Annotated in this window: 15 protein-coding genes and 1 pseudogene; 4 read left to right on the top strand and 12 right to left on the bottom strand. The window is 36.7% G+C overall.

Features of this window, described 5'->3' with window-relative positions:
• Positions 1-94: 94 nt before the first annotated feature.
• Positions 95-994, top strand: coding sequence for a PhzF family phenazine biosynthesis protein (locus tag AAJG31_RS01490; protein ID WP_279495108.1), 900 nt, complete (start codon positions 95-97; stop codon positions 992-994).
• Between the two features lie 103 nt (positions 995-1,097).
• Here the strand turns inward: AAJG31_RS01490 and AAJG31_RS01485 are convergent, their stop codons facing one another.
• On the bottom strand, positions 1,098-1,982 hold the full coding sequence (locus AAJG31_RS01485) for a LysR family transcriptional regulator (protein WP_279495109.1): 885 nt from the start codon (positions 1,980-1,982) through the stop codon (positions 1,098-1,100).
• A 104-nt stretch (positions 1,983-2,086) separates the two neighbouring features.
• On the opposite strand from AAJG31_RS01485, the gene AAJG31_RS01480 reads away from it, so the two are divergent.
• The gene (locus tag AAJG31_RS01480; protein WP_103118187.1) at positions 2,087-2,854 is read left to right on the top strand and encodes a sulfite exporter TauE/SafE family protein; all 768 of its coding nucleotides are present in this window, start codon (positions 2,087-2,089) and stop codon (positions 2,852-2,854) included.
• A gap of 126 nt (positions 2,855-2,980) precedes the next feature.
• On the opposite strand, the gene AAJG31_RS01475 is transcribed toward AAJG31_RS01480, so the two are convergent.
• From AAJG31_RS01475 to AAJG31_RS01435, 9 genes and pseudogenes are all read right to left on the bottom strand, one after another.
• Complete coding sequence (locus AAJG31_RS01475) at positions 2,981-3,733, bottom strand: glucose 1-dehydrogenase (protein WP_279495110.1); 753 nt, start codon at positions 3,731-3,733, stop codon at positions 2,981-2,983.
• A gap of 72 nt (positions 3,734-3,805) precedes the next feature.
• Positions 3,806-4,102 carry a 3-isopropylmalate dehydrogenase gene (locus AAJG31_RS01470; protein ID WP_112118590.1) on the bottom strand — a complete coding sequence of 99 codons (297 nt, stop codon included), beginning with the start codon at positions 4,100-4,102 and terminating at the stop codon, positions 3,806-3,808.
• A 57-nt stretch (positions 4,103-4,159) separates the two neighbouring features.
• Positions 4,160-4,587: pseudogene (locus AAJG31_RS01465) on the bottom strand (hypothetical protein).
• Between the two features lie 267 nt (positions 4,588-4,854).
• A complete protein-coding gene (locus AAJG31_RS01460; RefSeq protein ID WP_279495113.1) occupies positions 4,855-6,111 on the bottom strand; it encodes a DUF4179 domain-containing protein in 1,257 nt (418 codons plus the stop codon).
• Positions 6,108-6,608: a sigma-70 family RNA polymerase sigma factor gene (locus AAJG31_RS01455; RefSeq protein WP_279495114.1), complete on the bottom strand. Its 501-nt coding sequence runs from the start codon at positions 6,606-6,608 to the stop codon at positions 6,108-6,110. The genes AAJG31_RS01460 and AAJG31_RS01455 overlap by 4 nt, the downstream gene beginning before the upstream one ends.
• A 163-nt stretch (positions 6,609-6,771) precedes the next feature.
• The gene (locus AAJG31_RS01450) at positions 6,772-7,134 is read right to left on the bottom strand and encodes a hypothetical protein (RefSeq protein WP_279495115.1); all 363 of its coding nucleotides are present in this window, start codon (positions 7,132-7,134) and stop codon (positions 6,772-6,774) included.
• Between the two features lie 40 nt (positions 7,135-7,174).
• Positions 7,175-8,614 carry a PLP-dependent aminotransferase family protein gene (locus AAJG31_RS01445; RefSeq protein WP_066036688.1) on the bottom strand — a complete coding sequence of 480 codons (1,440 nt, stop codon included), beginning with the start codon at positions 8,612-8,614 and terminating at the stop codon, positions 7,175-7,177.
• Between the two features lie 133 nt (positions 8,615-8,747).
• Positions 8,748-10,037 (bottom strand): glutamate-1-semialdehyde 2,1-aminomutase, encoded by a 1,290-nt coding sequence (hemL, locus tag AAJG31_RS01440; protein WP_279496334.1) that lies wholly within the window; start codon positions 10,035-10,037, stop codon positions 8,748-8,750.
• Position 10,038: 1 nt separating this feature from the next.
• Positions 10,039-11,289 carry a benzoate/H(+) symporter BenE family transporter gene (locus AAJG31_RS01435; protein WP_237898002.1) on the bottom strand — a complete coding sequence of 417 codons (1,251 nt, stop codon included), beginning with the start codon at positions 11,287-11,289 and terminating at the stop codon, positions 10,039-10,041.
• A 578-nt stretch (positions 11,290-11,867) separates the two neighbouring features.
• Between AAJG31_RS01435 and AAJG31_RS01430 the strand changes: the two genes are divergently transcribed.
• Both AAJG31_RS01430 and AAJG31_RS01425 read left to right on the top strand, forming a co-directional pair.
• Positions 11,868-12,410, top strand: coding sequence for a DUF402 domain-containing protein (locus AAJG31_RS01430; RefSeq protein ID WP_259950211.1), 543 nt, complete (start codon positions 11,868-11,870; stop codon positions 12,408-12,410).
• Between the two features lie 180 nt (positions 12,411-12,590).
• Positions 12,591-12,974: a hypothetical protein gene (locus AAJG31_RS01425; protein ID WP_004224262.1), complete on the top strand. Its 384-nt coding sequence runs from the start codon at positions 12,591-12,593 to the stop codon at positions 12,972-12,974.
• 424 nt (positions 12,975-13,398) lie between these two features.
• Here the strand turns inward: AAJG31_RS01425 and AAJG31_RS01420 are convergent, their stop codons facing one another.
• Both AAJG31_RS01420 and AAJG31_RS01415 read right to left on the bottom strand, forming a co-directional pair.
• Positions 13,399-13,683: a hypothetical protein gene (locus tag AAJG31_RS01420; protein ID WP_259950213.1), complete on the bottom strand. Its 285-nt coding sequence runs from the start codon at positions 13,681-13,683 to the stop codon at positions 13,399-13,401.
• Positions 13,684-14,043: 360 nt separating this feature from the next.
• Entirely contained in the window at positions 14,044-14,586 is a 543-nt protein-coding gene (locus AAJG31_RS01415; RefSeq protein WP_066036685.1) for a pyridoxamine 5'-phosphate oxidase family protein, read from the bottom strand.
• Between the last annotated feature and the right edge of the window lie 312 nt (positions 14,587-14,898).

Genomic DNA, 14,898 nt, shown 5'->3' with positions numbered 1-14,898 from the left:
CATTCGACTTCCTCATGTTTAAGATTAAAAACATGAATTTTACTTATCAATTCTATCATACTACAATAATCTTAGAATGAAGGAGGAGATAGCAATGAAAAAAGTGGTAGAGTTTTTTTATGTGGATGCATTCACCATAGAAACGTTTGGAGGAAATCCAGCTGGCGTCATACCTCATGCTGAAAATTTAACAGATGAGGAAATGCTAAACATAGCCAATGAATTAAACCTGTCGGAAACGGCCTTTCTTTTACCATCAACAAATGACAATGCAGATTATCAAATAAAATATTTTACTCCTACAAAAGAAGTTGACTTTTGCGGTCACGCTACGTTAGGTACAGCATGGTTAATGGCTAGTAAGTACAATTGGATTGATAAGGACGAGAAAATAATCTTTGAATCAAACATTGGACTAATTCCTGTAAAATGGATTACGGAAAACAATCACTTAAAGAGCGTGTCCATGACTCAAGTACGTCCCCATGTAAAAAGTATAGACATTAGCCCTGAAGTCGTTGCGGACCTTGTGGGTTTAGAGGAAACGGACATTGATGATCGATACCCGATAAAAATAGCGAACACAGGGGTCCCACATCTTATGGTTCCAGTTAAAACACGTCAAGCAATTGATCAAGCAGAACCTAAATTAAATGAGCTTAAAAAGATGAACAATCATTTTAACATATCAACCACTCACCTCTTTACCTTTGACACAAATGGGGAATTTGATATTTATACAAGAGATTTTTGCCCAAATATAGGGATCGATGAAGATCCAGTTACAGGGGCAGCAAACGGTGCATTAGGCGGTTATTTATATCTAGAAAATATACTAGCTCAACAAGAAAAACATCAATTAGTAATTGGGCAAGGACATACGATTAATAGACCTGGGACTCTTTATGTCACGATCACACCTGATGGGGAGAATGCTGTTATTGAAGTAGCAGGAGCAGCAGTTGTTTCAATAGAGGGAAAAATACTTTTATAAAAATATTTTTCTGAATTTTCTGTGTTAATTATCATAATAAAATAGACTTCTCTAAATTCTTCACTTAAATTTATAGAAGTCTTATTTATGGCAAATAAAGTGGTTAGTTTAATGCATTTAAATGCGTTTTTAAGTATTGCAAAAATGGTTGCTCCATGAGATCGGTTTTTCGAGAGCAAATAAATAAACTTTGCTGAATAGCTGCCTGCTCAACATACACTTGAGCAAGTTTCCCGTTTGCTATACTTTCATCTACACTATAGGACGGAGCTAAAGTCATGCCGTACCCCGCTTCCACTACTTTTATGGATTCGTGTAAGCCCTGCATTTGAAGCCCTAATTTAGGTAATGGCGCATTAAATGTGTAAAAAATGGACTCCAATAAATCGAGTGTCGAGCTACCACGTTCCCGATAAATAAAGTCCTCGTTCGATAATTCATAGATGGAGACAGTTTGATTTGCTAGAGGATGTGAAGGATGGACTATAAACCAAAACGGGATATCCAATACCTTTTCAAATTGTAAATCTTCATGACCAAATTTACTTTGAACGACAAAGCCAAAATCTACTTCATAATTCAGAACTTGCTCCTCCACAGATTGAACATTGCCTAACGATACAAAAAATTCAATTTGAGGATGCGCAAGCTTGTATTTAGCTATGATAGGCGGAAGTATATAATTAATAGGGATGTAAGAGGACGCAATATGTATTTTGTCTTCCTTTGCTAAAAACTTACCAAGCTTCTCATCGATTTGTGCTTCTAAGTAAAATAAACGCATGCCTTGCTCGTATAAAAACTTCCCCTCGGGCGTTAATTGAATTCCACGCCCTTTACCTTCAATCAATTTTGCCCCTATTTCATTCTCTAATTTTCGAATTTGTATGGTAACAGCAGGTTGACTTAGTAGCATACTATTCGCCGCTGCAGTAATTCCCCCAAGCTTGGCTACATTCGTAAAGATCCTCAATGCATGTAAATTCATTCCATTCCAACCTTTCTATCCATAAATAATATTTATGAATAAGCAATAATTATATATTTGTTTTATGTATAGTTTACCAGTAATTTAAGTATTGAGGTGATTGAATGGAAATTTTACTACATGAATGGTTAACAGTAAAAGGAGTTATTTTATTTACAATTGGTTTACTCGCAGCCATAATAGGCGTTCTTTTTGGTGCAGCAGGCTTTATTTTGATGCCTTCATTGTTGCTCGTCGGCATTCCAATTCATACAACCGTTGCTGTTAATAAATTTGCGACAGGCTTATCAGCCCTATCAAATGTTGTTTCATTTGTCATAAAAGGACATTTATCTGTAAAAAAGTATTTTTCTTTCATGTTTGTTGCTAGTATAGGTGGAGTATTTGGGGCATTATTCGCAATCCTCTTATCAGAACAAATCATGAATATCGTCGCTTGTATAAGCTTAATTTTTGCATTTCTGATTGTCCTTTGCAGTAATAAATGGATTGTCAAAGATGTAAAAGAAACAGAGGAACAACCCTTGAACAAGCTTATTCCATTTGTAATTTCCATATATGACGGTGGTTTTGGACCAGGCTCAGCTCTAATGAATATAACCTATTTCTTGAAAAAACAATACCATTATTTAAAAGCAGTCGAGTTAACGAGAATGCTCTCGTTATCAAGCTGTACAGGTGCTTTTCTCTTTTATTACTTTACTGGCATTGTTAATTGGGGAATTGCTATCCCTGTGTCACTTGGCTCTATTGCTGGCTCTTTCTTAGGTTTAAAGATCATTCCGTATATCCAAACAAAATGGATTCAAATTATTTTACCAATCGTTTTTTTGTTCTTAATTGTTCAAGTAGTGTCGGATTTAATAAAATAAGCGAAACAAGTCCTACCTTTTTTGCCCCAAAATTTAAGGACATCTATGGTAGAGCTTGTTTAGAATCCGCAATTTACGACTGTTAGTATAATAGACGAAAACAATAATAATTTACCTATTTTTTATTTATCTACCGCCACTCACATGTATAATTTCTCCAAGGATGTAATTTGAGGCATCAGAAGAAAGGAAGGCAATTACTTCTGCTATCTCTTTAGGCGCTGCAGCTCGTTTAATTGGTACAGCGGAAGCCATCCGTTCTAGCCGATTGTCACCAGGAGCAAATTTATCGTGAAAGGGTGTTTCGACCATTCCAGGCGCTACCCCGTTCACGATAATTCCATATTCAATTAATTCTCTGGACATACCAATCGTCATTGTATTGATAGCTCCCTTAGCAGATGCATAATGAATACTTTCCCCTGCCCCACCAATACGTGCAGCTGCAGAAGAGACATTAATAATTTTTCCGCATTTCTTCGGAATCATATGTATTAATACAGCTTGAGAGCATAAGAGCACACTATTGACATTTAGCTTGAATGTTTCTTCCCATAGCTCTTCACTCATCTCCATAAAAGTACTTTGACGGATGCCGCCTCCAGCGTTATTCACTAAAACATCAATCGTGCCGAATGTAGAAATAGCCTGCTCAATCATTGCGTTCACTTCTTCTTTATTCACAATATTAGCTTGAATAGCAATGGCGTCTCCACCTTGTTCTTGAATTCGTTGGACAGCTTCGTTGGCACCTTCCACATTTGTATGATAATTGATAATTACTTTAGCCCCGTGTTTTGCCACTAGCTCAGCCGTGGCAAATCCAATACCTGAGCTTGCACCTGTGATAAGAATAACCTTTCCTAACAAGTTATGCATAGCGTCCCACCTAACGTTTTTAATAGTAATTCGTTCATAAACAACTCAATGCTCACGTACCACGATAGTTAATTATATGGTTCTACTACTAGTATATTTTTTAATGATCGTAACTAAAATCGCCAGAATAAATACAATCAAACTATTAATGAGTAAATAATAGGCAATGTTCAATCCATAGAATAACGCAAAGGGATCACGAATAATAATTAGTGCTAATACACTTCCTAGTCCACCAAATACACCTGCCAGTAGTAAAATGATAAAAGCAGCATTATATAGATTTTTCTTTTTTTTATAGAATACAAACCCAATCACATTTGCGGTAACAATCAAAAAGCCTATCAGTATGAAGAAAAAACCTTCCATTCAACTCCCTCTTTTCAAAACGATTTTGTCATGGGATAACTATTTCTTCCCCTTGAATTAAAGTGGTCCTCCCTCAAAACCAATAGGCCAACCATTTTCTTTAAATTTCACTTTATACTGAAACTCAAAGTGACCCTCATAAATAAAAGCTAAACTAAAGCCTGAAAATATATAACTATCAAAGTTAGCCATATTTCCAAAGCTTATTGTGGATAAATAATAGCTGTTTATTTCTTGATTAGGAAAAAACTTATGTAAATACGCCAATGCGCAGCTTATATGTAAATGGAGTTCATCGAAAATTCTTTCCGCTACCACTGTTCCTGAATAAGATACTTTTCTTTATTGTATACAGGGGGATTGACTAGGTTTATTTTATTGATGTCATCTTTAGTCAACGGTTTTGCAAGAATAAGCTTATTATGCAAAATGTCTTTGATATTAGAGACCATATATTTTGATTTGTTTAATTCTAAAGAGTCCATTTTCCACCTCCGTTTAAAGTAATTATACCATCATCGCTCTACAACCATTGTAAGTTCAAAAAGAAAAAAGAGCTAGCTATGTAACTAATTCTAGAAAAGATAACCGCTTCGAATCTAAACATATCGTTACCCCTGTTATGACTAAATCAAGTGCCTCTTTAATCTATCATCTATCAAGTTGTTCAAAAAAGAAGCCCCCAACCCTTGCAGTCAAAATAGCAAAACAGCTATTCAAAAAGGTTCGTCTTTTTGAACAGCTGCTGCATTTTATTGCAATGGAATGTTTACTTCAATATTTTCACCAATTGGATTAGGGTAATAGTTTAAATATAGCTTAGCTTTTCCATTATATTCTTCAAATTGTGATGTCTCCACTACATACTGCTCGTCCCTTGAAATAGTCAAACTTTTGAATTCTAATGGCGTGCCATCTTCTTTTATGGCGTCAGAGAGCATTAATAATTTGCCTTCATTATTTTTTTTCATCTTAACTGCTACGCTTTGCTGCACTATTGAAATGTCCCCCTTAAAATAAGTAGGCTTCGTGATTATCTCTTTTGTGCCAAAATCAACTTCGATAAAATCCTCACCCTTTGGCACAGCTTGAACGGCGCCAATCATAACCGTCAATGACGCTGGATCATCGAAATAATTACTTTGCAAATAGAGCGTAAATTTGCCATCGCGAATATTCCCGTCTGTTGAAATGTCATTTCTAATACTTTCTCTACGTTCACCGCTTTCTGTCATGATGGCAACATCATCTAGCGCTAATAGTTGCATTGTATTATCTTTGGCTACCTCAATATCGAGTGCCACTTTTAATGGCGAACGGCGAATTTGTGTAATCGTAAATTTCTGCCCATTGACATCGATCGTACGATTTGCAGTAAAAATTTTCTCCTTTGCGATCTCGTTTTTCAGTGAAAACGGTAAAGATATTACAATGTTACCTTTCTCTTCATCATGAAAGTGAAAAACTGCTTTAAAATCCTTGGAAGTATAGGCGATAGGCTTTAAAAAACTATATTTCACTGATGAAGAGATGTATGTTTGATTGCTAGCATTCATGGTAAACGTACAGCCGCATTCAATCTCCTCATCTCCTTGAAACAATTGAACTTTCTCTAAGTTTAATTTTGAAATATCAAATGAGGCATCAGCGTCATAGAACAGGACAAATCCTAAATTGTCGGCAATCACGCCCTGCAATGTAAGTGCTAGACCTTTTCTAGATTGCGTCACATTGATTGCTTCATAGTATTCATGGTCTACAATATCTTTTATTCCTTTATCTATTGCAATCGCTGTTACAATTGCTTGAAAACCGGGTATTTTGGCAACTTGGCTAGCAATCGTTGGCGAAACGCGAATTGAAAAGAGAAGACTTAAGCAAAGTATGGAGATGCATGCAACCGAAACAATACGCTTCTTTCTTCTTTTTTCTCGTTGAACCTTTCGAAACATGTTCATGCGAACTTGTTGCAGTTTCTCCTTTGGAACGTCAATTAATGGTTTACTCATAGCCAGTCCTCCTTCTCTCTAGCAAAGCTTCTAAGCTTCTTTAAAATGTGATGAAGCTTCGATTTCACAGTACCCTCAGGAATTTGATTGAGCTCAGCAATTTCTTTATTTTTTAATTGCTGGAAATACTTCATATAGACGAGTTGCTGCTCTGACAAAGATAAATGTTCCAATAATCTCTCCATATCTGAATAAATGACCCATTCAGATAAATGGTGTTCCTCAATTTGAACAGTTGGCGGACGTTTTCGTAAATGGTCTTTACTGCAATTGATTAAGACGCGCACAAGCCATGTTCTGGCATATTCGTGCTGTTGAACGGTATGCATTTTTTTGAGTGCCTTGTAAACAAGCTCCTGCATCACGTCCATAGCATCTTGCTCATTTTTCATATATGTAAAGGCCATGCGATATAAAATATCCTCATCCATTTCAATCAGTGAAAGTATCGCTTCTTGATCTCCACGTATAGCACGCTGCTCTAATTCAAATTTCATCCTTTTTCGCCTCCTTCTCTCATTAGACTCAACATTGTTGCATTTCGTTCAAAATTTTTGAAACTTTTCAGGGAACTGTCATTCATCTCCCCATTAATAATAAGAAGCGATTGCTCTAATTGAACAATCGCCTCTTCCCCTTACCTGTATGTATTGGTAAAAATTAAACACCATAATGAATCATCCATTTATCTTGTTTTATTGCATCAGCTATTTTTTTGATTAATTCTTCAAGTTCTGCAGATTGGTACTCGACATTGGCTTCACTCACCATATTTAAAAATTGTTTATGAGAGCTTGGTGGTATCAAGGTTATCCCCCAATAGGCGAGACTTTTAAATGGCCTATTTGTGTTGTGTGCAAAAGTTTCGAGGTGATGTATTTTTTTGCCAAAATCCTTAGAAAGCAGTTCATCAAAGAGGTCACCATCTACACCAATGCAATTGTATTTTTCAGGTTCATAAGCAGCATACTCCTTGTCTTTTTCTATACAAGCAATGATTCCAAACTCATGAATGTATGGCATAGTATCGCAACCCCCAATTCCCTTTATGCCCGGCTAATGATTACGTTTCTTGCAAGAGGATCTTTGCAAGACGAAAAATGCCTTCCTCAATGGCTTGCTCATCAATTTTAGCAAAGCCTAGTACCCATCCTTTTCGATTATTTTCTAAGCAGTACTTGCTCAGTGGATAAACACGTATCCCATTTTCGAGTGCGAGGTTCGTCATTGCTTCTTCATCAAACGATTCTTCCGCCTCAAGAAGCATATGCAAACCCGTTTCAATGCCACTTAGCTTGAAACGTTCGGCTAGTCCTGTCGCCATAATTGCCTTTGTCATCGCTTCATGTCTACGTCGATAGACATTTCTGGCTCTCCTCATATGACGCATAAAATGACCGTGCTCAATAAAATGAGCAAGCGTTAATTGCTCCATAATGGGAAGATGCCGATAGGTTAATTGTTGTACTTGCGCAAGCTGGCGAATAGCATCTTTGGGGCCGATAACAGCCGATATTCGTATGCCAGGAGCAACCATTTTAGAAAAACTCATCATATATAATGTGTTGTGAGGTTGTTGGCTAAACAAGGTAGGAAGCGGGCCACCTCGATACCTAAACTCACCATCATAATCATCTTCTACAATCCAGAATTGATTTTTCGCGGATTTTTGCAGCAATTGTTGTTTGCGTGGCTCAGACATTATGACACCAACCGCACATTGGTGAGAAGGTGTAACAAAAATAAGCTTGGTTTGTGGATCAATCTGCTCTACTTGTACGCCATACTCATCCACGGGTACAGCAACAACATTCATACGCCGATATTTCATGGTCATCCAGGCTGCAGGAAAGCCTGGATCTTCCACAGAAACCGTTTCTCCTTCCTTAAGAAGGGCTTGGGCAATCAGATCGATGCTATGCTGTGCGCCAGAGGTTAAGATGATTTGGTCAATCTCTACATGTACACCTCTTTCAAATGTCAGGTAACGTTGAATCTGTTCACGGAGCGGTGTGAAACCGTAGGCATCGCCATAGCCCCAATTGGTCAGATCTGTTTCTGCTGAAGCCTGTAAAAACGATTGTCGCCAAGTTTTTCGGAAATGCTCGTCCAAATACGGCTCATGGGGACAAAAATCGATTGCGACGTTTCCATTTTCTTTGCCTCTAAACCAACTGTTTAATTCATCAACTGCCACGTTTAATAAAGGTAATGTTGGCGTAGATGGTCCTTGAGGAATCACCTCTTCTGCCAAGTTGGTTTTAAACCCCCATTCACTTACTCTTGTTCCTCCACGCCAATTTGTCACAGTATACCCTCGACTAAATAATTCCTCATAAACAATTTGTATGGTTGAGCGTGAAACACCTACTAATAAGGCGAGTTCTCGGGATGGAGGAAGTAACTCCCCTGGTGGCCATTTGCCTGTTGTAATATGATGAATAGCTTGGTCAAGTAACTGTTGCCATATAGGATTTTTATCGTCTCGGTTAACTTGTAACATTCAATTCACTTCCAGTTAGAATAGAGATTGTTAAAATATGCGAAAATTAATAGTTTTGTACAGTCAATAATTATTATACTATCAAATCGATCATTTTATAGATATAGGATGTTTGTAGTCCACTTTGCATCATCTAATTACACGACATCCTTTTAAAGGCTACATCTGCAGCATGAATCGTTCTATCAATATCATGTATGGAATGAGCAGTCGAGATAAATATGCTTTCATATTGAGAAGGAGGTAGAAGTATACCCTGTTTAAGCATTTCTTTATAAAAACGGCGAAACATCTCAGCATCTATTTTTTGAGCATCATCAAAATTTTGTAAGGGATGATCGATGAATGCGTAGCCAATCATTGTCCCAGCTTTCGTTGTTTTAAGTGGAATATGATTGTTATGAGCTACTTTTGATAAGCCTTGAATAAGCCGCTCTGCTAACGCTTCGATATACGTATAACTGTTATGATTTAATTTATTGATTGTGGTATACCCTGCTACCATAGCGATTGGATTACCCGATAAGGTTCCAGCCTGATAAATACTACCTTCAGGTGCAATGTGATTCATGATTTCTTTTTTTCCACCATATGCTCCAACAGGCATCCCTCCACCAATGATCTTTCCTAAACATGTTAAGTCTGGTTTTATGTTATAAAGCCCTTGAGCAGAGTGGTAATCTATACGAAAACCAGTCATGACCTCATCGAGTATAAATAGTCCACCATACTTTGTAGTGAAAGAACGTATTGCTTGAAGAAATTCAGGGTTAGCTGGTATTCCCGCCATATTGCCTGCAAACGGTTCTACGATGACTGCTGCTATTTGTGAGCCATATTTATCAAAGATCTTTTTCAGGACTTCGATATTATTATAAGGTATGGAGATTGTATGCTTAGTGATCTCTAAAGGCACACCAAGACTATCAGGAAGGCTGAATGTGGCAATACCTGAGCCTGCCTTTACTAATAGATGATCACTGTGCCCATGATAGTTTCCATCAAATTTCACAATGATGTCTTTGCCTGTAAAGCCTCTAGCTAGTCTAATGGCGCTCATTGTCGCTTCTGTACCCGAATTAACCATTCGAATCTTCTCTATGGAAGGTATGCGAGTACATACTAATGTTGCTAGCTTATTTTCTTGTAAAGTTGGCAATCCAAAACTTGTCCCTCTATTGATGGCTTCAAGAAGTGCTTCTGAAACCTCCTTATCTGCATGTCCATGAATTAATGGCCCCCAAGATAGAACATAATCTATATAGCTATTGCCATCAATATCATATACCTTTGAGCCTTTCCCGTGACTCATAAAAATTGGCTCCATCCCAACTGATTGAAATGCTCTCACTGGGCTATTTACCCCACCAGGCATAAGCTTTTTTGCTATTTCGAAGGCTTCTATTGATTTCGTCGTATCGATGTTAAAAACCACCTTTCGTAGTGATATTATCTTTTCTAATTTGTTGTCCCTCATTTATGCTATGCTGTTTTCTGAGCAATGGAACATTCATTAATAAATGTGCGCCCAAACCAGCTACAAGTCCCCAAAATGCACCGCCAACTCCAAGTAAAGTAACATTTGCGGCTGTTGCCAAAAAAGTAATGAGTGCTGTTTCGCGTCCAACAGGATTTGTTAAAGCATTGGCAAGGCTACTACCAATTGTGCCTAGCAACGCTAATCCCGCTAATGTTGCAATGAACGTAGCTGGGAGAATTAAAAACAATGCAGCCAATGTTACCCCAAAAATTCCGACAATTATATAAAAAATGCCACAGACAATACCTGCAATATAACGTTTTCTTGAATCCTCATGAGCGTCCTTCCCCGTACAGATGGCTGCTGTAATTGCTGCTATGTTAAAAGCATGTGATCCAAAGGGTGCTGTCAGGAGTGATCCCAATCCTGTTACAACCAAAATCGGATTGGCACTCGTTTTAAATCCATCATTTCGCAACACTAGCATGCCTGGCATGTACTGTCCTGTTAAGGTAATAATAAAAAGCGGCAAAGCAACACCCAATAATGCATGTAGAGAAAATGTTGGCGTAACAAATACAGGAGACGCGAAGGCTAACTCGATATGGCTGAAATCTACCTGCCCCATACTTATTAAATAAATCAAGCCAATGACTAGAATACCGACAATTGCATAGCGAGATGTAAACCTTCTTAATACGATATACGTAGTAAACAGGACGATGACAAGTAAAGGTTCCACTTTCGCACCACCAAAGGCTGAAATACCAAATTGTAATAAAATACCTGCCAGTAGACCTGAAGCAATACCTGGAGGAATAAGTTGGACAAAACGTTCGAACATACCTGATAAACCTAACAAAACAAATGCTATTGCAGAAATAATATAAGCTCCAATGGCTTCAGCATATGGGGTAACAGCTAAAGCCGAAACAAGAAACGCCACGCCTGGTGTTGACCAAGCTGTAATAATGGGTTCACGATACCGGTAACTTAGCCAGATACCCGTTACCCCCACACCAATGGAAATCGACCATATCCATGATGCAGTCATTTCTGGACTTAGACCAGCAACCTTGGCAGCCTGAAACACCAGGATAAAAGTGCCCCCATAGTTAACTAAGACAGATATAAAAGCAGCGATGGTGGGCGACAGGAAATCACGTACATTCAGTGAAACGGATGTTGAGTTCATACACTTTCCTACCTTTCTACAAATTATTTTAATCTCTTCTTCATACTAGGAATTCATCACGTATTCTCGTCCTTTAAGGACTGTTCCCTTGTGGAATATCGTTTTCCTATTGTCATTAGCCCTCTATATGTAACGTGTCATTCCAGTAAAATTTCAATTTGCTTGATTCCAAGTAACGCCTTACTTGCCGCTATTTGATAAAATGTCAATCTACCTGAACTAAACAGTAGCACTTCCCCTCCTTGCTAATAAATGAACGGTCTTAGCATAACGTAATACGGATTGATAAAAAACATCCAAAATTGCGAATTTTAGCAGTCCATAAAATTAGGTACAATAAAATAACCTCTAAGGAGTTTTATAAAAATGATTAATCGTTAAAAACAAAGATTGATCATTCATATTAAGTTTGATAAAAAAATCCTGTGTTGATATGCAGGATTTGTCAACAAACGGGCCAGATTGTTGAATAACATTTTTTTGCAATGGTGCAAAACTCTACGGATATGTTATATATATTTTAAACTCACTAGTATGTTATAATTTACCAATAACATTAATTGAGGAGCGATTATCTTTTGAAAAAGCGGTTTTTACATAGAAACGATTGGACTAGAATTATAAAACGCGACTATTCTTTAGAGCAGATAAATCACAAAGATTTTAACGGATTTATTGCTCTTATAAAAATGAATGAAGTAAAAGAACCATTAATAACTGAATATTTAATTAAAAAGCTTTGTATTGTTGATAACAATTACTTATGGTTACAACAACTACCACTCAATGAAAATTTCGCTATTACATCAATGTTTAATGAAAATGGAGAAATTATTCAGTGGTACATAGATATCACATATGAAAATGGCGTTGAGAATGGAGAACCCTATATGTTGGACTTATTTTTAGATATTGTTGTATTACGAACTGGAGAAATCATTGAAAAAGATAAAGATGAATTAGAAGAGGCTCTACACAATAATTGGATTACAAAATCACAATACGATTTTGCCTATCGAGTTTTTTATCAAGTGTTGAAACAAATACACGAAGGTACTTTTAAATACTTTGATTTAAGTTTGAAGCATCGAGACTACTTATTAGGTAAGATTCATGAATAAATCATGCTTTAATATTTCATTACCAAATAAAAGTTTGAGGTTTACTTTAGGGGCTATTAAAAAAAGGATGTTCAACAAACGTTCATCAATCGGGCCAGATTGTGGAATAACGCCTTTAAAGAAATTTAGGTTAGCCGTCATCTTAAAGACTGGATTATAATAAACAAAAGAGGTGACTGAATGAGAAAGATTTCTATAGCAAAGATACTTTTTTTCCCGATAATAGTAGCATTAGTTACCACATTAAGTATCGTGTTTATCGAGAGAATATTCCAATCGGATATAATGCCTCCTTCGACGGCTGAGAAAATACTGCTTTCTGTACTGCTCTATTTAGGAATCTATTTATTTACTATTATCCTTGTAGTCCCTATTGAAATTTATTTAACTAATAGAATAAAAAACAAAATACTTTCTTTTGTTCTAACAAATGTTATCGGTTTAATTTTGGTGGGTTGCATTGATATTTGGTTCTTTACTCTTGGTGGTTTTATGTCTATATATTTGATTTTCCCATTGTTCTCAATTTTAACGTTAATACGATTCAATTCTGATGCGAAATAAAATATATAGAGAAAGATGACTGAAGGTTGGTTATCATTTCATTCAATATTCAACACTCGGGCGCAATTCTGTAACAAAGATTCAGCGCTCGTTGCCATTAAAGGGCCATATTGTTGAATAACACTTTTGACGATAAGAAATGCTATTCAAGTTTTTATGCAAATTTTTGAACAAGCTCCGCAAGTATAAACGCTGCTACTTCAACTGTTTATGCCATATGTATAGAAAACTGTATAATTAATTGTTCTATCGAAAAGGCACAAATGTTTATTTAACAACATTCGTGCCTTTTTGGTGTATGCCCAAACTGGAAACGTTTTTTTGTATAGAGTTGTATAGCCCCTGCTTAATTAAATACTGCAAATAAATCGATAAACTTTTCGCTATGTGCATCTACTAAAACCATTGAATTCATTTAGGGAATTTATTTTTTCTTTTTACAATCTAAAAGTATCGGTGTTATATTAAGTAGGATGGAAATAATTGTAAGTATCCATAACGACTTTTCCATAGTAGGTACAACATCCAATAAAGCTGTCCAATCTTCTACTTTTACCCAATTAGCTATTAGACTATTTTCTGCACATAGCGTTAATGCTGTAAATGATAATCCCATTGCCATCGCAAGCTTGTAGTCTTTGCCTGTTGCATACATATAAAGGTTAATAAAAGTTGCTATTATTGCGATAAGACCTAATATGACCCACATAATGATGCCCCCATTAAACTTTCAATTTTCAATATAGACATAAAATGGAATAATAAAGTTCCCTAAGCGACTATTGTGAGTATTGCAGATCATAACCTTGTAATGGCACTCGTTATTCAACAATCGGGCGCAATTGTGGAACAACATAGCTGAAAAATGATCAAACTTTTTTATAAAAATCTCATACTTATCTAAAGAGAGTAACTCCATTTTGATCAATTTTTCAAAATGGAGTTTTTGATGTTGCTATTAGATAAGGATTAAGAGCTATTTGTTAATCCATCTTTATTCCAAAGCTACATCTGACTAGAGTTAGTGGTGCTTGCAGTGATTTGATGTACTAATTTCTGAAAACCAATACTATGTATGTGGGATTTTCTCAATATTGAACATCTCCCCTAAGGCAATTGGATTTTCTTTCGCGGTAATATGTTGAGGATCAATACGGTAAACTTGAACAGGCCCTCCGAAAACGGCTGATCGATATTTGTCCACGTGTTGCTGGGATAAGGGGCGATTATAGTAACCAGGTACATATTTATTTATCATCTCTTGCAACATATGTGTCGCTTCATCCAAATCGAAAATAGGCTGAGCCTTGCCAAAAACCATGACACTCATATAAGCCGTGTCCGTCTTTGCAGGTACTGGATTTGTAATGGTTCCATATTCATCACAAACCGTAAAGCAAACCTCTGGATTCTCTTCCATCACTTGATTTCGTCTCCCGCCAGTGGCTCCATGGAAATAAAGCACTCCATTTGTCCACACAAAATTAAGGGGGACAACATACGGCAAATGACCATCAGCCATACCCAAATGCCCAATGCGAGCTTGCTGCAAAAATGCCTCAATTTTGTTCTTATCCAACACTTCTCTTACTTTATAACGTACCTTATCCATTGATATCACTCCTACTTGTAGTATGATGTGATTTTATCAACCTTTGGATTGAATAAAAACGTCCATAATTACAGCAATTAAGCAATCCATTTTCCAACTTGAACCAAAGACAAAACCACCGTTCGAACAAATAATGCTCAAACGATGGTTTCTATTGTTTAGGAGATAGGTAATTATAAACTTATTGGCTGACTAACTTTGCTATATTTACCTTCAAAGAACGCAAGTGGTGAACCATCGCTCATCTCAATATTGGGCTACATCTATCCTATAAAAGGAGAAGCCTTGAGGTTTGCGGTTATTACAAACAAA

This window comes from Lysinibacillus sp. BS3 (assembly GCF_039614735.1).
Taxonomy (GTDB): Bacteria; Bacillota; Bacilli; order Bacillales_A; family Planococcaceae; genus Lysinibacillus; species Lysinibacillus capsici.
Note: the sequence above shows the minus strand (reverse complement) of the source record. Positions and strands in the feature narration are given on the sequence as shown.